This window comes from Sporacetigenium mesophilum DSM 16796 (assembly GCF_059569055.1).
Genome location: NZ_JCANUR010000025.1, coordinates 1 through 24588 on the forward strand (window position 1 = coordinate 1; position 24588 = coordinate 24588).

The 24588-nt window shown below is 28.7% G+C and carries 29 protein-coding genes and 2 riboswitches; of the genes, 9 read left to right on the plus strand and 20 right to left on the minus strand.

Annotated features, from left to right (window positions below; translation table 11 throughout):
• Window positions 1–405: 405 nt before the first annotated feature.
• The 12 genes from BS62_RS13990 to BS62_RS14045 all read right to left on the minus strand — a co-directional run bounded on the left by BS62_RS13990 (window position 406) and on the right by BS62_RS14045 (window position 10424).
• A complete protein-coding gene (locus BS62_RS13990) occupies window positions 406–1395 on the minus strand; it encodes a DUF5667 domain-containing protein (protein WP_496491892.1) in 990 nt (329 codons plus the stop codon).
• A gap of 134 nt (window positions 1396–1529) precedes the next feature.
• Window positions 1530–1624, minus strand: a riboswitch (cyclic di-GMP riboswitch).
• Between the two features lie 85 nt (window positions 1625–1709).
• Entirely contained in the window at window positions 1710–1895 is a 186-nt protein-coding gene (locus tag BS62_RS13995) for a hypothetical protein (RefSeq protein ID WP_496491893.1), read from the minus strand.
• 268 nt (window positions 1896–2163) lie between these two features.
• The gene (locus BS62_RS14000) at window positions 2164–2565 is read right to left on the minus strand and encodes a hypothetical protein (protein ID WP_496491894.1); all 402 of its coding nucleotides are present in this window, start codon (window positions 2563–2565) and stop codon (window positions 2164–2166) included.
• Between the two features lie 67 nt (window positions 2566–2632).
• Window positions 2633–3679 carry an IS1595 family transposase gene (locus BS62_RS14005; protein WP_496491895.1) on the minus strand — a complete coding sequence of 349 codons (1047 nt, stop codon included), beginning with the start codon at window positions 3677–3679 and terminating at the stop codon, window positions 2633–2635.
• A gap of 179 nt (window positions 3680–3858) precedes the next feature.
• A riboswitch (cyclic di-GMP riboswitch) is annotated at window positions 3859–3953 on the minus strand.
• Window positions 3954–4007: 54 nt separating this feature from the next.
• A complete protein-coding gene (locus tag BS62_RS14010) occupies window positions 4008–4715 on the minus strand; it encodes an NAD-dependent protein deacylase (protein ID WP_496491896.1) in 708 nt (235 codons plus the stop codon).
• Window positions 4716–4820: 105 nt separating this feature from the next.
• On the minus strand, window positions 4821–5660 hold the full coding sequence (locus BS62_RS14015; RefSeq protein ID WP_496491897.1) for an FMN-binding protein: 840 nt from the start codon (window positions 5658–5660) through the stop codon (window positions 4821–4823).
• A gap of 144 nt (window positions 5661–5804) precedes the next feature.
• Window positions 5805–6713, minus strand: a complete 909-nt coding sequence (locus tag BS62_RS14020) for a sensor histidine kinase (protein ID WP_496491898.1) — start codon at window positions 6711–6713, stop codon at window positions 5805–5807.
• A 12-nt stretch (window positions 6714–6725) separates the two neighbouring features.
• The gene (locus BS62_RS14025) at window positions 6726–7493 is read right to left on the minus strand and encodes an ABC transporter permease (protein ID WP_496491899.1); all 768 of its coding nucleotides are present in this window, start codon (window positions 7491–7493) and stop codon (window positions 6726–6728) included.
• Entirely contained in the window at window positions 7486–8409 is a 924-nt protein-coding gene (locus BS62_RS14030) for an ABC transporter ATP-binding protein (protein ID WP_496491900.1), read from the minus strand. The genes BS62_RS14025 and BS62_RS14030 overlap by 8 nt, the downstream gene beginning before the upstream one ends.
• Window positions 8410–8444: 35 nt before the next feature.
• Window positions 8445–9137, minus strand: coding sequence for a response regulator transcription factor (locus BS62_RS14035; protein ID WP_496491901.1), 693 nt, complete (start codon window positions 9135–9137; stop codon window positions 8445–8447).
• Window positions 9138–9157: 20 nt separating this feature from the next.
• Window positions 9158–9844: a TVP38/TMEM64 family protein gene (locus BS62_RS14040; protein WP_496491902.1), complete on the minus strand. Its 687-nt coding sequence runs from the start codon at window positions 9842–9844 to the stop codon at window positions 9158–9160.
• A complete protein-coding gene (locus BS62_RS14045) occupies window positions 9837–10424 on the minus strand; it encodes a hypothetical protein (protein ID WP_496491903.1) in 588 nt (195 codons plus the stop codon). Before BS62_RS14045 ends, BS62_RS14040 begins: the two co-directional genes overlap by 8 nt.
• A 200-nt stretch (window positions 10425–10624) precedes the next feature.
• Here BS62_RS14045 and BS62_RS14050 point away from each other — a divergent pair, with 200 nt between their 5' ends.
• Together BS62_RS14050 and BS62_RS14055 are read left to right on the plus strand one after the other, a co-directional pair.
• The gene (locus BS62_RS14050; protein WP_496491904.1) at window positions 10625–11212 is read left to right on the plus strand and encodes an HDIG domain-containing metalloprotein; all 588 of its coding nucleotides are present in this window, start codon (window positions 10625–10627) and stop codon (window positions 11210–11212) included.
• A gap of 106 nt (window positions 11213–11318) precedes the next feature.
• Window positions 11319–11945 carry a flavodoxin family protein gene (locus BS62_RS14055; RefSeq protein WP_496491905.1) on the plus strand — a complete coding sequence of 209 codons (627 nt, stop codon included), beginning with the start codon at window positions 11319–11321 and terminating at the stop codon, window positions 11943–11945.
• A gap of 40 nt (window positions 11946–11985) precedes the next feature.
• Here BS62_RS14055 and BS62_RS14060 read toward each other — a convergent pair whose 3' ends face one another.
• The 5 genes from BS62_RS14060 to BS62_RS14080 form a co-directional block, all read right to left on the minus strand.
• Window positions 11986–12426 (minus strand): YaiI/YqxD family protein, encoded by a 441-nt coding sequence (locus BS62_RS14060; protein WP_496491906.1) that lies wholly within the window; start codon window positions 12424–12426, stop codon window positions 11986–11988.
• 104 nt (window positions 12427–12530) lie between these two features.
• Entirely contained in the window at window positions 12531–13040 is a 510-nt protein-coding gene (locus BS62_RS14065) for a fascin domain-containing protein (RefSeq protein WP_496491907.1), read from the minus strand.
• A 132-nt stretch (window positions 13041–13172) separates the two neighbouring features.
• Window positions 13173–14255, minus strand: coding sequence for a diguanylate cyclase (locus tag BS62_RS14070; RefSeq protein ID WP_496491908.1), 1083 nt, complete (start codon window positions 14253–14255; stop codon window positions 13173–13175).
• A 105-nt stretch (window positions 14256–14360) separates the two neighbouring features.
• Window positions 14361–14861, minus strand: coding sequence for a fascin domain-containing protein (locus BS62_RS14075; RefSeq protein ID WP_496491909.1), 501 nt, complete (start codon window positions 14859–14861; stop codon window positions 14361–14363).
• Window positions 14862–14939: 78 nt separating this feature from the next.
• Window positions 14940–15566 (minus strand): DUF975 family protein, encoded by a 627-nt coding sequence (locus BS62_RS14080; RefSeq protein ID WP_496491910.1) that lies wholly within the window; start codon window positions 15564–15566, stop codon window positions 14940–14942.
• A 195-nt stretch (window positions 15567–15761) separates the two neighbouring features.
• Between BS62_RS14080 and BS62_RS14085 the strand changes: the two genes are divergently transcribed.
• Window positions 15762–16988, plus strand: coding sequence for an FprA family A-type flavoprotein (locus tag BS62_RS14085; protein WP_496491911.1), 1227 nt, complete (start codon window positions 15762–15764; stop codon window positions 16986–16988).
• Window positions 16989–17017: 29 nt separating this feature from the next.
• Here the strand turns inward: BS62_RS14085 and BS62_RS14090 are convergent, their stop codons facing one another.
• Window positions 17018–17344 carry a DUF2325 domain-containing protein gene (locus BS62_RS14090; protein WP_496491912.1) on the minus strand — a complete coding sequence of 109 codons (327 nt, stop codon included), beginning with the start codon at window positions 17342–17344 and terminating at the stop codon, window positions 17018–17020.
• A gap of 269 nt (window positions 17345–17613) precedes the next feature.
• Here BS62_RS14090 and BS62_RS14095 point away from each other — a divergent pair, with 269 nt between their 5' ends.
• The 6 genes from BS62_RS14095 to BS62_RS14120 all read left to right on the plus strand — a co-directional run bounded on the left by BS62_RS14095 (window position 17614) and on the right by BS62_RS14120 (window position 21649).
• Window positions 17614–18321: a DUF4397 domain-containing protein gene (locus BS62_RS14095; protein WP_496491913.1), complete on the plus strand. Its 708-nt coding sequence runs from the start codon at window positions 17614–17616 to the stop codon at window positions 18319–18321.
• Window positions 18284–19015, plus strand: coding sequence for a DUF4397 domain-containing protein (locus BS62_RS14100; RefSeq protein ID WP_496491914.1), 732 nt, complete (start codon window positions 18284–18286; stop codon window positions 19013–19015). The genes BS62_RS14095 and BS62_RS14100 overlap by 38 nt, the downstream gene beginning before the upstream one ends.
• A 73-nt stretch (window positions 19016–19088) precedes the next feature.
• On the plus strand, window positions 19089–19697 hold the full coding sequence (locus tag BS62_RS14105) for a DUF4397 domain-containing protein (protein ID WP_496491915.1): 609 nt from the start codon (window positions 19089–19091) through the stop codon (window positions 19695–19697).
• Between the two features lie 236 nt (window positions 19698–19933).
• A complete protein-coding gene (locus BS62_RS14110) occupies window positions 19934–20536 on the plus strand; it encodes a DUF4397 domain-containing protein (RefSeq protein WP_496491919.1) in 603 nt (200 codons plus the stop codon).
• A 141-nt stretch (window positions 20537–20677) separates the two neighbouring features.
• Window positions 20678–20812, plus strand: coding sequence for a hypothetical protein (locus tag BS62_RS14115; RefSeq protein ID WP_496491916.1), 135 nt, complete (start codon window positions 20678–20680; stop codon window positions 20810–20812).
• A gap of 213 nt (window positions 20813–21025) precedes the next feature.
• Entirely contained in the window at window positions 21026–21649 is a 624-nt protein-coding gene (locus BS62_RS14120) for a DUF4397 domain-containing protein (RefSeq protein WP_496491920.1), read from the plus strand.
• A gap of 121 nt (window positions 21650–21770) precedes the next feature.
• On the opposite strand, the gene BS62_RS14125 is transcribed toward BS62_RS14120, so the two are convergent.
• Together BS62_RS14125 and BS62_RS14130 are read right to left on the minus strand one after the other, a co-directional pair.
• A complete protein-coding gene (locus BS62_RS14125) occupies window positions 21771–22712 on the minus strand; it encodes a dipeptidase (RefSeq protein WP_496491917.1) in 942 nt (313 codons plus the stop codon).
• Between the two features lie 137 nt (window positions 22713–22849).
• On the minus strand, window positions 22850–24588 hold a 1739-nt coding region (locus BS62_RS14130), incomplete at its 5' end, for a sensor histidine kinase (protein WP_496491918.1).

The window sequence follows — 24588 nt, forward strand, 5'->3', positions numbered from 1 at the left end:
AACGCTATAAGAATTCAGATATTTTCTTCTTTAATTGCATATATGTTAATTTATTTATGCTGTAAAGTTATAATTGCTAAGTATTCTATGTTAACGCTAACGCGTATTGTTCGTTCAAACTTACTTGAATACTTTGATGAATATGTAATGGAATATTTTCGGACACGCTGATTTTGGTAAAATATAGAAAATTGATTTTGCATAGAGGGATAGGTCTAACTAAACATATAGTAAAATATTGGCCTTAAATGAAAATAAAGTAAAATAAGCAGCTAGTGGTAAAACTAATTACCAATAGCTGCTTATTTGGATTTGTCAAGTATTCAATTTCTACCTAAATGCAACACTAGAAGCTTGTTGGCCACTCTTTATTGCAATTAACCTATATAAATATTTTCGTCAATCCTACTTCTCTTTATTATTTTTAACTTCTTTTTCTTTAACTTCCTTTATTTTTTCTGGCTGTTTTTCATCTTCTTTATTTAACTCTGGTTGTTTTTTTGTTTCTTTAACCTGCTCTTCATTTACATTTTTATTTACTTCAGGTGTACTGGCTTTAACAACATTATTATCTACATTAACTATATTAGTAACTATTTTAGTTTCAACAACATCGTCATTAGTATCAACTTCAGTAGTTTCAACCGCATTGTCATTAGACGCTTTATTTTCTTTTTCTTTCTTTACAGCTTTTTCTTTAGGTTTACCATTAGATCTTACTTGTGATGGATTAATACCTAATTCTTTTGAAAGTTCACCTAACCCTTTTCCATCATCAACAACTATAGTAGCTAATTCATCAACTGATTTCCCACTAATTGTAGATAAAGAATTTATATATGCTATTTTACCAAATCCAAATCCTTTATCACGAAGAGTTTTCACAGTATTAACATCTATATTCTTTACAACATTTGCTGCATAACTTATCTCTTCAGTGTTTTTTACAGCTTCTTCTTTTTGGTCATCATCTAAGTTTTCTTCTACTATATCATCTATTTCTGATACATTTTCTAAATCAGATATTAAATCTTCTTTAACTTCTTCATCTATATTTTCATCTGTTATAATATCTAAAACTGCTTCCTGAGCTTCACCTATTGTTTCAAGATATCCATCTATTGCAGTTTGTACAAATTCACCTTTTTCTTGTTCTGCCATTTCTGTGGCTTCTGCAAGACGTTCTTCACTAATATCAATTAATAAATCGGCTTTTTGTTCATCATCATAAGTAAATGATAATTGTATATCCTCAAATAACGTATCTGTGATATATGTTATCTTGTCTGGTGTTATACCTGCACCTATTTCTGTAGTTTCTTCAGCAGCATATACCGAAGTATTTGGTACTACTAATACACTTGCGCAAACAATTGAAGCTAATAATCTTTTCATTTTTACATCTCCCTTATTCTTTTAATATTTTTAGAAACTAAGATTCATTTTAAAAGAATTGATAAAGCTTTAAAGAGATTAAAAAAAGCTACTCAAAAAAAGAGTAGCTTTAATAGACACATATCTATGCTCTCTTCGGCAACTGGCTGGCATAATTACACTTACAAGTGTAAAATTAGCCCCTTTAGCTTTGCGTCCCTAGGTTTCCCTAAGTTTGCCTTTATCGAATTTTAGTTCTATTTTTAAATTATATATTTTTTGTAGAACTTTGTAAATACACTTTCATTAATATGTTTTGAATATTTAAAATAAATTTAAATTATATTACTACCTAATTCATTTAATATATTTCCTAAGCCTTTTTCATCATAATCAACAACATCAGCTAGTTCTTCAACTGATTTACCACTAATTATAGATAAATAAGCAATATATCCTATTTCTCCAGATCCAAATCCTTTATTAATAAGGATTTTCATAGTTTCAAGTCCTATTTCCATTTTGTATCTCCTTTATTCTTTTAATATTTACGAACTAAGATTCATTTTAAAAGAAGGCTCTGTTAGACAATTCTGTGATAAGTAAAAAATAAAAATAACTGTATCCTAGTATTTAGAACATATATACGATGTGATACAGTTATTGATTAATTTTAACAGTAAGTGATTCTTAATTTATAAACATTATCCACAATTTACGCAACCAAATTATATAACATTGATGGAATGTTACAGTATTTAGTTGCGTTTTATATAAAGAATACGTATTTTATTTATTAGGATGCTCATCATTTTTTGTAAAATATTTATTAAATATCTTCTTTATTGACTCTAAATTTCTAACTAAGTAATTTACAATAGCAATATTTAGGAGAATTGCTATTGGTGCATTGTACTCATTTACTTTTAATAATGTTAAAATATATAAAGCTAATACGGGAATAAATAAAGCTATAATAGTTAAAATAATGCTTAGCTTTAAAGGTTTTACATCTGAAAAAGAATACGTCCACTCAATTACTACTCCTGAAGCGAACAATAAAAAAGTTGCAAAGTAAAATATAAATTTATTGCTTTCTTTAAATGTAAAAAAAAGAAATAGTGAAATTGCAAGCATAATAGCACTATATATATAATTTATGAATTTTACTGATTCCTTAATTTTAAGCACTCCCTCCATTATATTTAATATAAAGTTTTATACAACTGTAAACTTTGATTATACTATATACTATATTTTAAGTTAGTTCAATAAGTCTGTTCTTTATAGTATATCTAGTAATATAAGTTTCTTTAGTTGCTACATTAACTAACATATCTCTGATTCTATCAGATTTCTTATTCTTTTTGCTTATTTGTAAAAACTTAAACCAAGCCAAATAGTTGTTCAAATATTTACTGGACACACCATTAAATACCTGTATCCATCTCTTAAATCCACTATGAAGGGCGTTTATATGTTGTAAATGATATACGCTATCTATCATTTGTTTTCCTCTAGGAATTTGTTTTAAGCTTACCTTAAGTTCTTTATCTATCTTAGGATATGATTTATGTGAATCTGTACAAAAAGTAACATCTTTGCCTATTTTTCCATCAAAGAAGTTAACTATTTCATTTTTAGTTATTCTACCTTTACACACAGTACCCATAAGGATATTTCCTTTTCTATCTATGGCTGATTCTATACAAATTTGTTCTTTTGATATACCTCTCTTTTTCTTATCGTACTTTCCTTTACCTCTTTGTCTAGGCTCTCTAGGCATAATAAAAGTAGTACTTTTTGAGTGATTTCCTTTATAGGATTCTCTTAAAAAAACTTCATCTACTTCAACTATTCCTTCAACAATATCATTTTTTAGTGATAAATTAATTACATCTAGTATTCTATGTCTCATAAAAAAAGATGTTTTAACGCCTACACCTACTTCTTCTGCACATTTTCTTATAGAAAGTCCTAATATCATTAACTCACAATATTTTAGCCATTTATCTAAACTCAAATTAGTGCTAGAAAATGGAGATAGTGTCATCTCATCAAAAGTAGTACGACATCTCTTACAGATATATCTTTGTCTACCTCTAGATTTGCCATTTTTATTAACTTCTTTGCATTGGCACTTAGGACATTCATATCCCTTAGAAAATCTACTTTCTTTGATATTATCTTTAATTTCATCCGAATTGAATAAATTACTTAAAATTTCCTGTGCTATAGAAATTAGGTCTCTAAGTTCATTTTTGTTTAGACTTTTTACTAGGGCTTTCATACTTTTTGTAGGCATAATATAATCATCCTTTCTAAAAATTTATTGAAACATAGCAGATATCTATATTATAACCTATTTTTATATAATTAATCACACAATTGTCTAACATAGCCTAAAAGAATTAATAAAGCTTTAAAGTAATTAAAAAAGCTATTCAAAAAGAATAGCTTTAATAGACACACATCTATGCTCTCTTCGGCAACTGGCTGGCATAATTACACTTACAAGTGTAAAATTAGCCCCTTTAGCTTTGCGTCCCTAGGTTTCCCAAAGTTTGCCTTTATCGAATTTTAGTCCTATATAATTATTATATATTTTATATAATATCTTGTAAATATATGTATCACCATCTACTGTCTATTTCAGTTAAAGTTTTGCCTATCTCATCTTTTATAGAAATTACTTTATTAGAGTTAGTGTAAGGAGTATCTGTATAATTTATTATAATAATTTTACTATGTTTAGGAATGTATTCTATAAGGCTTGCTACAGGATACACAACTAATGATGTACCTAATACTAATAGACAATCGCAACTAGATACCCTATTTATAGCTTCAGAGAATAAAGGTACATTCTCATCATACAAAACTATGTCTGGCTTTATTAATCCACCACATTCACATTTGTAATTTTTTAAATATTCATTTTGAGAATAACTATTACCACAAATTAAACAAGTTCCAGTATCAACATTCCCGTGTATATTTAACACATTTTTACTGCCAGCTAATTGATGTAGATTGTCCACATTTTGAGTTATAATACTTGAAATATAGCCTTCTTCTTCCCATTTTGCCAAAATTTCATGAGCAATATTAGGCTTAAACTTATTAAATACGAAAAATTCTTTAAAAAACTTATAAAACTTCTCAGTATTTCTTAAAAAATATCCTTTGGATAAAGCTACTTCTGGAGTAGTTGAGTATATTCCATTTGATGATCTAAAATCAGGAATTCCAGACATTGTACTAATACCTGCTCCTGTTAACACCACTGTATTTTTTGATTCTTTTAAGATTTTTACTATTTCTATATAATTATTATCCATATAGTCACATCCTTTTTACTATTTCTACTATATTATATCCTTATATTAAAAAATAGGGCGATTATTTAATCGCCCTATTACAATATAACTTTTATATACTATTTTTTATTCTTCAGTCATGCTCATAGAAGCAGTGCCAGTTTTACCTACTTCTGCTAAATCATCTAAAGCATATTCTACTAATGCTTTGAAGTTATCAGAAGAATGTGTAGCACCAGATACAGCTGCAACATCACCTATAAGTTGCTTATCAACTAATGCTTTTTCTAATTCAGGCATATATTTTTCTGGATAAGTTTTTGCAACTGGTTCCATATTAGCTTTGTACTCTGCATCTTCAGACTTTAACTTACCAGCTTCATTTATATAATCAAAATTTACATTTGCAATTTTATGATCTTTTATTTCAAGTTCTACAAAAGGTTTCCAACCATGATCGTCAAATTTATCTGCTTCAACTTTGTAAGTACCATCTTCATAAAGAGGTACTATTGCCGCTGTAGTATCCCCAGTTTTTGCCTTTTCTATTGCAGCTGCTGCAAGTTCATTAAAGTTTCTAGATGAATGAGTAGCACCAGTTACAACGTCAACTTTTGCTGCATCTTGAACCTCAACTAAGTTAGCTCCTAATTTATCAAACCCTTCTCTTGGTGTATATCCATTAGCTGCTTTAAATCCGTCTATATATCCTTGAACTTCCGTTCTCATCTCTTTTTTCTCATTTGTGTAGTCGTAGTATGCTTCTGTTATTTTGCCATCTTTAACAGTAATATCAACAAATGCAGTCCAGTTTCTAACATCTTTTCTATCATATTCTGCATGATAAGAACCATCTTTTAATCCAGTTGATGGTGCAGCTGTATCTTCTTTAGGTGGTGTACATCCGCTAAGTAGTGTTACAGTCATTAAACTTGTTAACCCTAGGCCTAAAATTCTCTTTTTCATATTTATCCCCCTTAAAATTATAATACTATCATTACCCTTACATTATATGGAGTAAGTATGTAATATGTTAACAAAAATGTTATAAAAATAACGATTTGTTGACACTATAAGTATATTAATCTAAGTACATGATTATGAAAGATTTTATCTATTATTCCACTCACATTTCATATACAATCTGTTATCCTTTAAATTTGCACAAAGTTTGCCATTCATCTTGTTCATTAAGCTTTTTGCAATAGATAATCCTAGCCCGGTACCATTACCTAAACGGGTTTGATCTGCTGTATAAAATCTATCAAAGAAAAGGTCTACATCTCTTTTTGTTAAGTATTTTGCATCATTACTTATCGTTAAAACAACAACAGAATCTAACTTTTCAAGTTTTATAGATATATTTCCATCAGAATATTTTATTGCATTAGTAACTAAATTTTCTATAACTCTTTTTAATGCTGATTCATTAGCAATAATATTTATATTTTCTTTTGGTATTTCAATAGATGGTACTATTTGTTTTTCATTGAATCTATCGTATAAGTTTATTAATATTTCCTCAACAAGAACATTCATTTTTAAGCTTTCAAGTTTTAAATCATGATCTACTGACTCAATAACAGAAAGCTCAAAAAAGTCATTTAGTAATGTCTGTAACCTCTTTGTCCTATTCTTAGCAATTTTTAGATATTCATTTTTATCTTCTTCAGTTATATCTTTATCTTCCATTAACTGAATATATCCTAAAATTGACGTAAGTGGAGTTCTCAAGTCATGAGACATATTAGCTACAGCCTGCTTTAGTTCATTTTCAACAGATTGCTTTTCAATTATTGATTTAGCATGTAAATCTATTAAATTATTAACTTCACTTGCAAGCTCTCCAATATCTTTATTTATAAGTGTTACATCGATTTTTTTATTAGTTTTTTTATTGTTATAATCTTTTAGTTGGTTAGTAATATTTTTTAATTCTTTTTGTGTAAATAAAAATTTAATGAGAAAAATCATAGCCAATAAAAAACATATAAGTGTTATATAAATTATTTTTCTCACCTACTTTCATATTTATTTTATTTCTTTTCTTTTAAAAATCCTAATTCCAAAGTAAGTTATGATACATGTGGTTATTATAGAAACAAATATATTTTTTATAATTTCATTGGTTGTAAGAACAGGATTAAAAGCTTGATAAATTTGATAGAATATAGAATTTTCATAAGTAACTCTAGTTATTTCATTCATAGGTGCAAATAGCTTCTCAATTACAAATAATATAATTGTCATAACAGTAGTAATAATAATAGTCTTTCCACTTTCCCTAGTTAAAGAAGATATAAACATTATAATTGCTGAGTATGCTATTATTATAATAGTATATAAACTAAATGATTTTATTAAATACATAACTGTTGAAGAATTATAAATCACAGTATGTCCAAGTAAAATTGTTTCAAGTATAGCAGTAATCACCGGCAATATAACTGAGATGACAATCACACCTAGTGAAAAAACAATTAGCTTTGATAAATATATATGACTTCTTTTGTTTCCACTTAATACCTGGTTTTTTATAGTGCCATTAGTATAATCAGAGTTAATAAAAAATCCAGCAAGAGTACTAATACTCAAGTTAAAAACTATAGGAGTTTTCATCGTTTCTAAAGCATTAAATTCTTTTAATCCTATGTCATTAAAACCTGTGCTCATATTCCACCAATCTATTATAACTAAATAATTAATAAGTGCATAAAGTGTAGTTACTACTCCTATTAAAACCCAAAATGTGTGATTTCTTTTTAACTTAAATAGTTCAGCTTTAATTAAATTAATCATTATATTCACCTCCCACAAGTTTTGTAAAATAACTTTCTAGGTTTTCACCTGTTTGTGAAAAGTGTTCAATAATAAGACCTTCTTTGGTAAGTGATGATGATACTCTACGTATATCATTAAGATTACTATATAGCTTTATTGTTCCATCTGGCATAACTTCAAAATTTGAAGTATTAAGTGCAGATTCAATAACAGTAGCACCTTTACTTGGATTGTCTACTTTTATTTTAATATATTGTCTGCATTTTTCATTTAGCTCATTTGCTGTAATTTGTTCTATTAATTTTCCCTTGTGGATAATACCATAACTTGTAGCAATATGATGAAGTTCACTTAATATATGGCTTGATACTAAAACTGTCATCCCATTTTCTTTATTAAGCTTCTTTATAAGTTCTCTAAGCTCAACAATTCCCATAGGATCTAATCCATTTATAGGTTCGTCTAAAATTAAAAACTCAGGATCGCTTAATAGTGCAATTGCAATACCAAGTCTTTGCTTCATACCTAGTGAAAAGTTCATGGCATTTTTACTTCCAGTATCCTTTAGCCCAACAAGTTCTAGTACTTTATTGATACATCTTTTATCTGGAATACCCTTTTGTAGTCTGTGTACCTCTAAATTCTCATAAGCTGACATATTAGGAAACAATGCTGGATTTTCAACAACTGCCCCTATTCTCTTTAGGGAGTTAACTATACCTTGTTGCCTACTTTGCCCAAACAGCTCCACTGTTCCTTTAGTAGGAAATGCAAGACCAGTAGCAATTCTAAGTAGAGTTGTTTTTCCAGCACCATTTTGTCCAATAAGTCCGTAAATTTCCCCTTTTTTAATAGAGACATTTACATTGTCTAATGCAAAACCATCTTTATATTTCTTACAAAGATTATTAGTTTTTATTATATATTCATTCATATTACTAACCCTCCAAAAAATTTGCAATGTTCATTTTAATTCTTTAGTCTATAGCCCATCCCCCATATTGTTTCTATATACTCTTCATCTGGATTTACTTTTGATAATTTGTTTCTTAAATTACTCATATGAACATTAATTGTATTATCATCACCTAAAAATTCAGCATTCCAAACAGCTTCAAATAAGTTTGCCTTAGTAAAAATTTTCTTTGGGGATTGCATTAAAAGTAACAAAATTGCATATTCACGAGCAGTTAATGTAATTTCTACTTTTTTAACTGTAACAATCTTTGAATCTAAATCAAGAGATATATCCTTATGATTTAATACACTTTTTTGTTCATTATTTTTTAAGTGATTATACCTTCTTAAAAGAGAATCAATTCTTGCTGAAACTTCTTCTATATCAAATGGCTTTGTAATATAATCATCAGCACCTGTACGTAATGTACTTACTTTAGTATGTTGTTCTCCCTTTGCAGAAATAATAATAACTGGAACTAAACTTTTTTCCCTTATTTTTGAAAGAACATCTTCTCCTTTCATCCCAGGAAGCATTAAATCAAGTAACACCATATCCCACTCATTATTATTAATGTAAAGCATTGCCTCCGTACCAGAAAAAGCAGGTTGTGGATTATACCCGCTTTTTTTTATAACATTACATAACAATTGATTTATGTCACTATCATCTTCTACAACTAAAATATTTATATCTTTATTCATAAAATCACCCTTATTTAAAATTATTTTGCTAGTTTAACAATACTAATAAATTTATCTTCTATTTTATTACTATTTTTCACTATTAAAACTATTAATAATGATATTATACCCCATCCCCACCAAGGTATTATTATATTTGAAGATCCTAGTGCAGATGCAGCTAGTATTTCCCAAGGTCTTGCCAATAACATTATTACAAAATATCTACTTAAGCTCATTTTGCTAAGGCCAACTAAAAACCCAATTATATCATCTGGTAAAAATGGAAGGAAAAACATTAATATAACTAACATCTCTCCCTTTTTTGATGAAATAAGCTCTTCGTACTTAATTGATACTTTATCACTTACAAATTTATCTGTAAAAGATTTTCCAAATTTTCTCGCAAGCATAAATACTACTAAAGAACCACTTATTATTGCAAGTGTACTAATAAAAAACGATCCCCACATACCAAATATCATTCCCCCAGCTACTGCACTTATGTTACTAGGTATTGGTGCAATAATAACAGACATAAATTGTATTATGAAAAATATAATATAGGCCTTTTGTCCATGTCCTTCTATATAACTTTTAAAGCTTTCAACAGATGTCATATGATTTAAAATACCACTATTTTTAGCATAAAATAATAACCCAACTAATCCCGCAATTACTATTAATAATAAGAAGTAGAATTTTAATTTATCTTTATGTTTATTCATAGGCAGCACTCAACCTCCTTATCGTTAATTCTTTTGTATTGTAATTGTTTTGTTTTTCTATATTTTTAAGATTTCCTTCAAGTATTGTCTTACCTTCTATATTCATTAAGTTTTGTGGTCTAACTAAGTTTCTAGACATTTTAAGATCTAAAATATTGCTTTCTCTTAAAATATGATATACAAACTCAGAACATAAAAATCTATTTTCATAACATGCTTCTTTGTTAAGTATCCCGTCTATAAGCCCCCTGTAATTGTATTTATATTTATGGCTATTATTAATAAACTCATTTAACAAGTCTTTGGCATTTTCATATTGTTCTTTAGTTACCTCTATTTCTATTATTTTGCCAGGTAAATTCTTATGAGATTTATATACCCCTTTGTTAAGTTCTTCCTTTCTAAATACTCCAATAAAAGGATTGTGAGTATATTTTCTACCAAAGCCATACATTGAGTTAAGCTCTTTATCAAGTGAAATAGCTGCATGTGTATATTCATCATTTTTTATTAAACTTATAAGTCTTGATATTACTGTAGTTGTTCTCGTAAGAACTATATATAAATAATATTTTTCCATTATGAAGTTCCCCCTCATTTATTTGATACACTCATTATGCACTATAGAGTTTAAGAACTTATTAAAAACTTCTTAAGAAAACCTTAAGTTTTAACTAATCCCTGCCCCTTGACATTATCTGCAAGAAGGTTTATCATATCTTTTAAATAAAAATTAATTTACAGAATAAACTAAAGATTGATACGAAAGAAGGGGTATTTATGGAAAATAAGGTACCTACTCGCTCAGAAGCCTTCGAACTTCTAAACGAGTATACTAAAACTGAAAGTCTTATAAGCCATGCTTTGGCTGTAGAAGCTGTAATGCTTCATTTTGCAGAATTATTAGATGAACCTGATAAAGAAAAATGGGGTGTTATCGGTTTAATACACGATATAGATTATGAAATGTACCCAGATGAGCATTGCGTAAAAGCAAGAGATATATTATCTGAAAATAATTATCCGGAAGAATACATACATGGAGTTGTAAGTCACGGATGGGGACTAGTTGTTGACGTTGAGCCTACTCATAAAATGGAAAAAGTTCTATATACAATAGATGAATTAACTGGCCTTATTACAGCAACTGCACTTCTTCGTCCAAGTAAAAGTGTCTTAGATTTAACACCAAAGTCAGTTAAAAAGAAATGGGGCCAAAAAAGCTTTGCTGCAGGGGTAAACCGCGAAGTTATTGAAAAAGGCGCAGATCTTTTGGGTATGGAGTTAAGTACTGTAATTGCTGAAACTATTAAGGGAATGCAAAATGTTGCTGATTCTATAGGATTAAAAGGAGAAGTAGCTTTATAGGTTTTAAAGAAGAATTCATTATAGGATTCTTCTTTTTTGTTGGTATATTTATAAATCAAATTACTATATACTAATATTGGTAAAAAATATTAATGGGGTGATAAAAATGAAAGTACTACTTGTTAATGGAAGTCCAAAACCTAATGGATGTACATATACTGCTTTATGTGAAGTAGCTAAGGAATTAGAAAAAGAAAATATTGAAACAGAAATTTTCCATGTTGGAAAAGATCCTATACGTGGATGTGCAGCTTGTGGCCATTGTTATACTAGTAACTCTGGTAAATGTGTATTTGACAATGATACTGTAAATACTTTTTTAGAAAAAGCTAAAGAAGCTGATGGTTTTATATTTGGTTCTCCTGTACATTATGCAGGTGCATCTGGTCAAATAACATCATTTTTAGATAGATGTTTTTATTCTAGCAGCGTTTTTCAATATAAGCCTGGTGCTGCAATTGTAAGTTGCAGACGTGGTGGTTCAAGTGCTGCCTTTGATCAATTAAATAAATACTTTACTATTTCAAATATGCCTATTGTATCTTCTCAATATTGGAATATGGTTCATGGGAATACTCCTGAAGAAGTAAAACAAGATCTAGAAGGAATGCAGACAATGAGAACATTAGGTAAGAATATGGCTTGGCTTTTAAAGTCCATCCATACAGGAAAAGAGTCAGGAATCAAATTACCAGAAAAAGAACAAAGAGCTGTTACTAACTTTATACGTTAATAAAATTAGAGCCAATAAAATTATTGGCTCTAATTTTATCTTATATTAGTAGTTTATTACAAAGATTTGTTAGACTTTCTTCAAATCTAATATCGTCTTCTTTTTGTCTCTTTCTAGGGCCTTTAAGTCTTCCCCCTGAGTTTCTAACCTTTTTAGATATATGTCTAGTATAAAGCAACTGATCTATATTTTCAGAAGTATAAACAAGCCCACTTTGATTAATTGGACAACCTTGTTTAGAAAGTACCATAGCTGCAAGTCCATAGTCTTGAGTTACTACAATATCTCCTTTGTTTACTTTGTTTACAAGGGCAAAATCAACTGCATCATTGCCTTTGGATATCGTTATAGTCTCTACCCCTTCTTTATTAAAAGCATGCGATGTATCGCATATAATTATAACTTCTATATTAAACTTCTTTGCAATTTTTATTGTTATATCAACTACTGGACATCCATCTGCATCAATAAGTATTTTCATAATTTTCCCCAACCTTTATTATTTTAATTAATATAATGCCTAATACACATATTATATCCTATTTATAAAAATATTCAAAAAAAATCCAAGCAATTATGCTTGGACTAAGCTAGTGGAACGATCCTAATATTTGTTCTAGGGCCCACTGCAACTCCATAGGCTGTTACCAACCTAGGTTCAGTTGTTAATACTAGTACGAAATATCCTTTAGCTGTTATAAAGTTAGCTTGATCAGGTCTTACCGGTTGCAAAGTAAATAATTCATTAGTACCTATAGAAGTTGCTGTAGCATCTACTCTATTTCCACCACCATCTATAGCACTTAAGTAATACCCATTAGATGTTTGTATAGCAACCTTTTCTCTATTTGCTCCTTGTGGTATTAATGAAAAAATTTCATTTCTTCCTATTTTAATTGCATTAGCAACTACAAGTCCTCCTCCACCATTTACAGCTGATATATAAAACCCATCTTGTGTCCTCAAGGATACTCTTTGAGTTCTACCTTCTTTTAATTCACGTATTATCTGGAATATAGGAATACTAAATTGCTCTTCTAATACAGGAGGTAATGGTACTTCATTTGGTTGCTGTTGCTGTTGTCTATTATTCATACGGATTCCCCTTTTCAAAATAAATATTTATATAGTATATGAATAATAAAGATAAGTTGTAACAAAACATGGCAAAGTTCTATTACACAATTATTAATCAAAAAAGCCCAAGCAATTACTACTTGAGCCTTACTAATCAATATTACAAACCCTATTACGTCCACTGTGCTTTGCCTTATAAAGAGCCATATCTGCCTTTTCTTTTATATCGTCTAAATTAGATGTTGTATCAGGGTAAATTGCAACTCCAATTGATACTGTAATATTTATAAATTTATCATCCCCTATAGGGAATTCATGTTTTTGAACAGCATTATTAATTCCCCATGCTATCTCAAAAGTTTGATCCTTTGGACAATCAAAGAGTAAAACACAAAACTCTTCCCCACCTATTCTGCCTACAACATCAACTACTCTAGTATTCTTTTTAAGTATATGTGCTAGTTCTTTAAGGACTATATCGCCTATTGCATGACCATAGGTGTCGTTTACTTTTTTAAAATGGTCAATATCTATCATAAGACAAGATAATTTTTCCTTATTTTCAAATATTTTTTCAAAAGCTAAGTTAAGTATTTTATCAAATTGTCTTGTATTATAAAGTCCTGTAAGAAAATCCTTTGTAGATTCTTTTTTATATCTTCTATATAATTCATTTGAGTTTTTAACATATTCTAATAAATAATACTCTAGTATGCCTGCAAATATTATTACTAAAGAAAACTCAAAAATTATTATTTGAAAATTTTCTACACCTCTTAAAAGATAAATAAGTGATGATGCTAATATAGTCACTGATATTAAAACCTTTAAAAACCACTTTTTCCATTCTATTTTAATTTTTTTATCAACTAGATAAAAAAATATTATATACAATAATATTTGAATAACCGCAATAATAGAAGATATACTTATACCAAAGTATGCTGTACGATATATTCCTATAATAATTCCTGAAACTATTGTAGGAATAATACCTCCTATATAAGAAACCATCATTATTGCAAAAACACGTAAATCTAACAATGCCGTGGTTTCCTTAACTTCAATTGTATATATCATAAAAAAGATACCCATAATTCCACCGCTTATACCTAGCAATGTCTTTCCATATATACTATTCATACTATCTTTAGATACATCTTTTAATATATGAGCAGCAATAAAGGTAAAGGACACAAGTAACAATATATTTATAAACAGATCATTTATCACACTTTCACCTCATTAACTATTGCTTATAGCTACATTATTTTATCATAAAATAATAAGGAAGTCTCTATTATTTATATTTAAAAAGTCTACCATTAATTGATAGACCTAAACTTGTGGTATTATTGTGAATGTAGTTCTAGGACCTATTGTCATTCCATAGGATGTCAAATAATGTGGCACATCTGTTAACACTAAGAAGAAAAATGCAGTTGCTGTAACAATATTTAATTTATCAGGAGTTACCGGTATATAATAAAACTGTTCAGTGGAACCTATGGTAGTAGAGCTAGAACCTACAAAGCCTCCCCCTGCACAATTTACATAATTCCTATTAGCTGTTTGTATAGCTATTTTGTCTCTATTTATTCCTTGAGGTATTAACAAGAAAATCTCATTTGGACCTATTTCTGTTGAATTTGCAGATAAAAATCCTCCGCCCCCTCCTATAGCAGATAAATAAAGCCCATCAGCAGACATTATTGCTACCCTTTGAGGTTTCCCAGCTTTTAATTCTTGCATTAGTTTAGATATTGGAAGATTAAGCTGTTCCTGTAATATAGGAGGTAAGGAAAATCCATTTTGTTGTTGTCTATTATATATATACATATACATACCCCTTTTCAATATTAGTCTTAATATAGTATATGAATATTTAATGTTATTTGTAACAAAAAAGCCTGAGTATTAATACTCAGGCCAACTTATATTTCTACTTATATCTTTATAAAAATTAGTTAATGTAAGACTATAATATGGAATAATCCATATTAATCCTATGCCTAAAGTTATAATACCAATTATTATCCATCCTATAAAACTAAGGCATAACATAAAGTATCTAAATTTATTACCTTTCATTATCCTAGCACTTTCCTTCATAGCTTCTATTGAAGATATGTCTTCATTATCTGCTATTACATAATATACCTGTGAAAACATTAGAGCTAATATTATTCCAGGAATTATTAATAAAATAAAACCTACTGCAACTGCTATAGAAATCAATAAATAAGCTACAAATACTTTTCCAAACTTCGTAAACCCCCAAAACATATCGCTTATATTATTTTCCCCTTTAATAAAGTTTAATAGGAAATAGGCTAGACCTAATTCAAAAGGAGCAGCAACTAAAAAAGTCACTATATTATATATTAATTCTCCATTACTGTAATAATTAGGATCATTATTAAACTCGAAAATAAAAGAAGGGATTAATACTATAGCAAAATATATTAAATGAAATAATATAATTTCCCCCCATCTTCCTTTTAATTGTGTTTTGGCAAGTGACTTTAATTCACCATTTCTCATAATTAACACCTCATTTATATTATAGTATAAGATTATACCTTATACTTATATATACTATTTGTGCTCATTAATTGATACTCAAAATAAATTATAAATTTTTTAATTAATTTTTATAATTTGATTTCAGTCACAGAACTAAATCCTCATTCCTCCTATAATAAGATTATCAAATAAAACAAACGGGAGGAAACAAAAATGAAAAATATATTAGTTAATGAAAATACTTACTGGGTAGGATATGTAGATGATAGAAAGGTACCTTTCCACAGATTAATACTTGAAAAAGGTACAACATACAACAGCTACTTATTAAAAACAGAAATGCCAACAGTTATAGATACAGTAGATATAAGCTTTGGAAAAGATTTTATTGAAACACTACAAAATCATATAGATCCATCAGAGATAAAATATATAGTTATAAACCACGTTGAACCAGATCATTCAGGTGCACTTCCAGTACTTGCAAACAAAGCAAAGGATGCTGTTATTGTAACAACAGAGCTTGGAGCACATGAACTAAAAGAAATGTACAAATTACACAACAGAGAGTTCTTAATAGTAAAAGATGGAGATACACTAGATATAGGTGGAAAAACACTTAAATTCATTGAAACTCCATATCTTCACACAGAAGAAACAATGATAACATATGCAGTTGAAGACAAAACATTATTCCCATGTGATATATTTAGTACACACGTTGCAACAACTGAGTTATTTAACGACTTAGCTAAAGAAGATATAACTGAAGACTTTGAAGTATATTACAAACTTATAATGCATCCTCATAGACCATATGTACAAGATATGATAAACAAAATAAAAGACCTTGATATACAAACTATAGCACCATCACATGGTTATATATTAAGAGATAACGCTAAGAAGTTCATAGAAAGTTACGATGAAATGAGTAAGCCAAATAATTCAAGCAAAAAAGCTGCTGTATTATATTCAACAATGACAGGTAATACTAGAAAATTAGCAAACAACTTAGCTGATTCACTAAGCGAAAGAGCAATAGAAACAGTAGTTATGAATATAAAATCTGATGAAGATGTATTAAAAGCATTAGAAGTTATAAAAGAAAGTGATGCAGTATTTATGGGAAGTTCAACTAGATATGCAGACATGGTTGGAAAACTAGAAGATGTATTAAAAGAGCTAAATAATATGGATTTAAGTGAAAAATTAGGTATAGCATTTGGTTCTTACGGTTGGAGTGGTGAAGCTATAGAGGTAATACATGACTATATGAAAGATTCAAGTATAAAAGCTGTAGATAGTTCATTTATAATAAAATCAACAGGTATGAACGATGTTAAATTCCCTGTAAGAGTTAAGTTTAGCCCAGGTGAAAAAGAATCAAAAGAAATAGAACGTGCAGCAGATACTATAGCTGATATATTGGTAGGATAGTAAAAAAGTAGGCAGAGTTAATTTACTGCCTACTTTTTTGTGTTGCTATATGGACATGATTCACAGTCTCCCCAACATTCTTCTAATTGCTTTATAGATTCTTTAAGAGATACCTTACTGCTGTTATGGCATCTAACAATAGGTATGTTTTTTCTTTTTGCTTCCGAAACTGCAGTCATAGTCATTTTGTGTGATGCAGTAGATGTAAATACAACTATTCCATCTGTACTTCCTATAACCTTATTAAGTTTGGGCGGCATTTTTGGATATATCTTGGCTTTATATCCTAGTGTTTTTGCTATAGATTTATAATCATTCACCATTCCCTCATGGCCCCCTATAATAACGATCCCCATAAAACTTCCTCCCCACTATGTAAATATTATTGATAATCATTTTCAATAATATTATAATACATTATTGTCATTATTTAGTCAATAAAAACTATGTTAATATTATAGAGTTTATCTATATTTCATATCAAAATTTGTTGATTTTATTATACTAAATATTTTAATTTTATTAACCCTATATGTTATAAGTTCATATAATATAATAGGACTGACCAGTCCATTAATAATTTAGATAGTCCGTCTATAACATTCAATATAATAATAACAGCAATATGCATTTAAAAGGGCGTGATACTATTAATAGTCGTCAATTAATCCATGAATTATTAGCTCCATGTATAGATAATCAGGCTTCAGTAGTTAGGTTATTTAATGCGGTTCCAGACTCACCTTTACTAGATGTTCATTCAAATGATTCGCCAAGGATGAGATATGTAGAATACAAAGAGATTACTAATTATATTCCTACTAAACCAGGAGAGCGAAATGTAAAGATATACAGTTCAACAGATAAAAAGCTTTTATTAGAGCTTACAAGTTGTGAGATAGTTCCAGGTCAAGTAATAACTTGTGCAGTATTTGGAAGTTTAGATGATTTGAAATTTATACCAATAATAGATGATATTAATGAAACTGTAATGCCTGATCAGACAAAAGTTAGGTTTTATAATTTAGATAGCTCTACAATAGCATTAACTTTTGGATCAAATTCTAGTTCAATAACTACTGATCTAGCTTCTGGTGATGGTACTAAATACACTCAAATAAATCCAGGTGATTATAATTTGCAATGTAGTTTACTAAATATAAATACAAATTCAAAAAAAATTAAAATTAGCTTTAATCCAGGTAAAATATATACAGTTTATATTGTTGGAAGTGTTGATCCTAATTCTCCAAATTATTCTCAATTGAATATTCCACAAGTTGTTTTAGTAGTGGATGGAAACACTTTATTCAATCAATGTATTTGGTATTAAAAAAGGTGGTGATATTATTAATAGCCGTCAATTAAATCACGAATTGTTAAATCCATGTTTAGATAATCAAGCTTCTCTAGTTAGAATATTTAATGCTGTTCCAGATTCTCCTCCAATAAATATTTTTGTAGACGATGAACCTGGAACACAAGGTGTAGAATATAAACAAATTACTAATTATGTTCCAACTAGACCAGGAAAGCGTAATATAAAAATATATAGTCCTAAAGATAATAAGCTTTTATTAGAAATTACAGATTATGAGACCATTCCTGGTCAAATAATGACTTTGGTAACATTTGGTGGTTTAGATAATTTAAAATTTTTAAAGGTAATAGATGATATTAATGAAACTATAATGCCTGATCAAACAAAAGTTAGATTTTATAATTTAGATTCTTCTACTATAACATTTAGCCTTACTCCAGGTACAATATCTAGTGATTTAACTTCTGGTACCAGTACTAAATACACTAGAATAAATCCAGGTGATTATAATTTGCAAATTCGCTTACTAAAACAAAATTCAGCTCCCATAAATATAAAGATTAGATTTAATCCAGGTAGAATATATACAGTTTATATTGTTGCAAGTGTAAATCCCGATTCTCCAGGTTATGCTCACTTGAACATTCCTCAAGTTATGTTAGCAGCTGATGGAAATACCTTATTTAATAAATGTCCTTGGATTTAAAAAAGGTGGTGATATTATTAATCGTCAATTAATATATGAATTGTTAAATCCATGTTTGGATGATCAAGCATCCATGGCTAGAGTATTTAACGCTGCCCCTGGACTTTCATCACTAGATCTTTATGTAAATGATATTCCTAGAGTAATTAATATAGAATATAAAGAACTCACTAACTATATTCCAACTAGACCAGGGCTTAGAAGTACAAAATTATATCAATCACAAACTAATAACCTTTTATTAGAACTTTCAAACATTAATATTCCTCCTGGCCAAATAATAACTGCAGCAGTATTTGGTAGTTTGAAAAATCTTCAGTATACACCAATATTAGATGACATTAATGTAACTATAGCACCTGATAAAACAAAAATCAGATTTTACAATCTAGATGCATCTGATGTAACATTTTCTATTACTTCACCTTTAGGTTCAACATCTAGATCTTTAGTTTCTGGTAGCGGCACTGAATATTCTCAAGTAAATCCAGGTGAATATAAACTGCAAATTCGCTCTACTGCTACAATAAACATGACCCTTAATCTCAAGCCTGGTAGAATATATACAATGTATATTATTGGAAGTATAAGTCCTGATTCTACAAATTATGCTCAATCTAATATTCCTCAAGTTGTTTTAGCTGTCGATGGAAACACTTTATTTAATAAATGTATTTGGTAGTAAAAATGGTTGCCAAATTAGCAACCTCTTTTTACATAAAATCACCAAACTTTATTTAATAACTAGTTTAATTTGTATATTATATAAAGAATTATTTATTTCATTAACAGTATATACCTTATACTCATATAATTATAATATGAATAACTATTTAGTAAGGATGTGATATTATTAATCGTCAATTAATATATGAATTATCAGATCCATGTTTAGATGAGCAATCTTCACTGGTTAGGATATTTCAAGCTGTCCCAGGGCTACAACCAGTAGATGTTTATGTAGGTAATCTACCTAGAATGAAAAATATAGAATATAAAGAAATTACTAACTATATCCCTACTAGACCAGGTACAGAAGTTGTAAAAATATATTCATCCCAAGGTAATAATCTTTTGCTAGACGTTGAAACTTCTGTTATTCCAGGCCAGATAATGACTCAAGTAATATGGGGAAGTTCAAATAAATTACAGTTACTACCGATAATAGATGATATTAATCAAGATATAAGGCCTGATCAAACAAAGTTTAGATTTTATAACCTAGATGCTTCTAGTGCAACATTTACTCTTACTTCATCTAAAGGCTCCTCATCTACATCTTTAGCTTCTGGCACTGGCTCTAATTATAGTGAAATAAATTCAGGTGAATATAGATTACAAGTTCGCTCTACAAATACAATAAATGCCACACTTACTCTTAAGCCAGGTAGAATATATACAATATATATTCTTTCAAGTGTAAATCCTGATTCACCAGATTATGCTACAGCTAATATTCCTCAAGTTATATTAGTTGTCGATGGAAATACCTTGTTTGATAAATGTCTTTGGTATTGGTAATACAAAGATATTTGTAAATTATAAAGGTTGCTAATTAGCAGCCTATTTACATAATCTTAACATTTTAAGACTTTTCTTAACATAATCTTTACATTTAATATGATAAAATGTTGTTATAGGTCATACCAAGGGGGTTTTGTTATGAAAGCTAAGTTAAGATTGAAATATGTTGGAAGATTTAGAAATTCATATAATATTGAAGAAGAACAACCTGAAGAAACTAAAGTTGATGATAAAGAATATACAAAAGACAAAGAGGAAGACAAAAATTCATAGATTATATTATGTATAGGAAGTAATTTTTACTTCCTATTTTTTATTTAGATTTATTTATAGTAATTTACCACCGTTATTAATTCTATTAACAATATGTATTTCATAATCATATAATTATAATAGGACTAACTATTTTAATTAGGTGGTGATATTATTTATACACGACAAACGATATACGAATACTTACCTACTTGTTTAGATCAGTACGCTTCAATAGTTAGAGCATTTAATGCTGTACCAGGGTTGCCACCAATAGATTTTTATGCAAATAATATACCTAGAATTACAAATATAGAATATAAGGAACTTACTAATTATATTCCAACTGCCCCAGAAAAACGAAATGCGAAGATATACCAATCTAATAGTAATAATCTTTTACTTGAAATTGAAAATTTTGATTTAATTGGAGGTCAAATAGTTACTTTTGCCCTCTGGGGTGGTTCAAATAACTTGAAGCTACTTCCAATATTAGATGATATTAATGAAAATGTAAGGCCTTATGAAACTAAAATTAGATTTTATAATTTAGATGAATATCCAATAACATTTACTTTTGAACCATATACAGGTTCACCCTCTAGATCTTTATCTTCTGGTAGTGGTACCACTTATTCTCAAGTAAATCCAGGTAGTTATAGGCTGGAGATTTATTCATATAATCAAGCTATACCTGTAAAAACTGTAACACTTCCTCTTAACCCAGGTAGGATATACACAGTATATTTTATCCCTAGTGTAGACCCTAGCTCTCCACTTTATGCTCAAGCTAATATTCCTCAAGTTGTATTAGTTGTTGATGGAAATACATTCTTTAATAAATGTGTTTGGACGTAAAATTCGCTATGCTAATGTCGCCAACGACCTTGAAGAGCAGGTCTGTCGCTCAAATTTTATAGTAAAAAATTGAAGGAAGGTTGCCTACACTAAGCAACCTTTTTTATAAATTCCAAAATTGTTATAATATAATTTTTACTAATTTAAAGAAATTCTCGTGACTCATTTTATTTATATCGTCTTCACTATAACCTCTTTGTCTTAGTATATCTAATATATTTGAACTCTTTGATACATCTTCTAAGCCTAATGTTAATTCACTTTCTCCAAAAAAATCACTAAAATCAAATCCAAAGGCAATATGGTCTACCCCTACTAAATTGGCAATATAATCTATATGATCAACTAGATGGTTTATATCTTGTTTATTAGAATCATTATGAATAAAATGTCTATATGAGTTTATTCCTATTAACCCACCGCTTTGTGCAATAGCTTTTATTTGGTCATCTTTCAAATTTCTTGGAACATTACACAGTTCTCTTGCATTAGAGTGAGTAGCTACTATTGGCTTAGTAGCTACATCTACTATATCCCAAAATGTTTTGTCATTAGTATGTGATACATCTAGTATAATACCTAGGTTTTCTATTTTTCTAATAGCATCTTTACCATATTGAGTAAGACCTCTATTTATATCCCCACGTGCTCCAGTTGCTAATTCATTTTCTTCATTCCAAGTCAATGAGACTAACCTTACACCAAATTTATATAAATCATTTAAAAGGTCTATGTTTGTACCTATTGCACTTAATCCTTCCACACTTATCATTGCTGCTATCTTTTTTTGGTAAATGGCCTTTTCTATATCACTATAATTAGTTACAACTTTCATTATATCTTGAGTTTGATCAATTTCTAAATTAGCGTAATTAATCATATCCATTAAATCAGAATATAAACCTGTTGATTTTGATGTATTCAGCCACATAGCAAATACGCCACCCATTACACCACCTTGTTTTAATCTATCAATATGGTATCTTCTTATTATATCAGTTTCTCCTTGTTTTCTTTTATTAGTTACATCTGTCCATATATCAGCATGAATATCAAATATCATAATTTCACATCCTTTTAGTTTAGTTACTCTAATATAATTATACAGTACAATCTATTTTATTATTTCAAAAAAATTTATATGAAAATTAACTTTGCAAAAAAGACTAGGCTTTTTAACTAAAAACCTAGTCTACTATGTTATGAGTATATATCTGAAAATTCAATATGTATTCTCTCTACATTACCACTTCTCGTTGTTTCTTCTTCTTCTTTTATTTCTTCTTCAAATACAATAACCGGTAGTGTTATAATAAATTCACTTCCACGCCCAAACTCACTTTTGACGCTAATTTGTCCTTCATGGTGTTCAACCAAAGATTTTACAAGTGATAATCCTATTCCACTGCCTTCCTTATTTCTCTTAATAGTTTTATCTACTTGTCCAAATCTCTCAAATATTGCATTTAGCTTGTCTTCTGGTATACCTACCCCAGTATCTTTTACAGAGATTTCTATATTTTCGACCTTATCATATATATTTACACTTATTTTACCGTAAGGGTTTGTAAATTTTATAGCATTAGATAATAAGTTTAATATAACTCTTTCCATTTTATCTGGGTCTATAGCTATAATCTTTTCTTCTACTTCTGTGTCAAATACAAGATCTATTCCCTTTTGCATTGTATAATCTGTAATTGATAAAGTAATATCTTCTACTATACTTACAATGTTGTGGTTTTCTCTTTTTATATTATAAAATCCAGATTCCATTTTAGTTACGTCTATTATGTTATTAATAAGTCTAATTAATCTAAAACAGTTTTGGTTTATTGTAGATGTATGTTTATCTATACTTTCTTCTTTTAGATTGTTTTTTTTGCTTTGTGATTGTAGAAGCTGACTAGAGCCATAAATAACATTTAATGGAGTTTTTAGTTCATGTGACATATTGGCAAAAAACTCAGTTTTAAGTTTGTCATAATAAACTCTTTCATTATATTTTTCTTTTAGCTGTTGAGATTTCTTTTTCTCAGTTATATCTCTAGCTATTACTAGAATATACCCATCACCTATAACTTCAAAGGGCATAACAGATAGTTCTAAGTCTATTATTTCACCGTCATATCTTAAAATTCTATCTTCTATATGTGATATTGTTTCTTTATATTTTATGACTTTATTTATTTTATCAAGAACAACTTCTTCATATTCACAAACTGTTTTTGAGAATTTTTCCTTATGCTCTCCTATTATTTCTTTTTCACTTTTTGCATTTAAAATATTAACCATTGTTTTATTGGCATAAAAATACTTTTCATCTTTTAAAATACAGACGCCATCTGGCATAAGTTCTATTAGCTTTCTATATGTTCTCTCATTTTGTCTTAATTGTTTTTCTGTATGTTTACGTTTTGAAATATCTTTGAATATAGTCAAAATTCTTTTGTTACCTTTTTCATAAATATTAGTTGAAGTTGTTTCTATATATTTAGTTATACCCTTGTCATCTATTATAACACTTTCATTGTTAGAAGCTATTTTACCATCTCCTAATAGATTTTCTCTTCTATTAATAATTTGTTGTTTATACTTTGGATGAGTAAACTCTTCTGGACTTCTTCCTATTAAATCATTTTTATTTTCTATATTTAAAATTCTAAGAGCTTGTTCATTTGCATACAATATCTTTTCATCATCTTGAATCAATATTCCATTTGGAGTATTTTCAACTAATTTTGTATATTTTTCATTGCTTTCTTTTAACTCCTCTACTTTATTATTTAACTTGTTATTTGCTAAGTTCAATGAAGTATAAGGGTTTTTTAAGTTAGTTTGAACAATAGCTTTATATATTAAATAATAAGATAAAAAGTTTAAAATATGGCCTATCATGTTTGACTGTCCATATACACTTGCATATGTAGTAAACATAG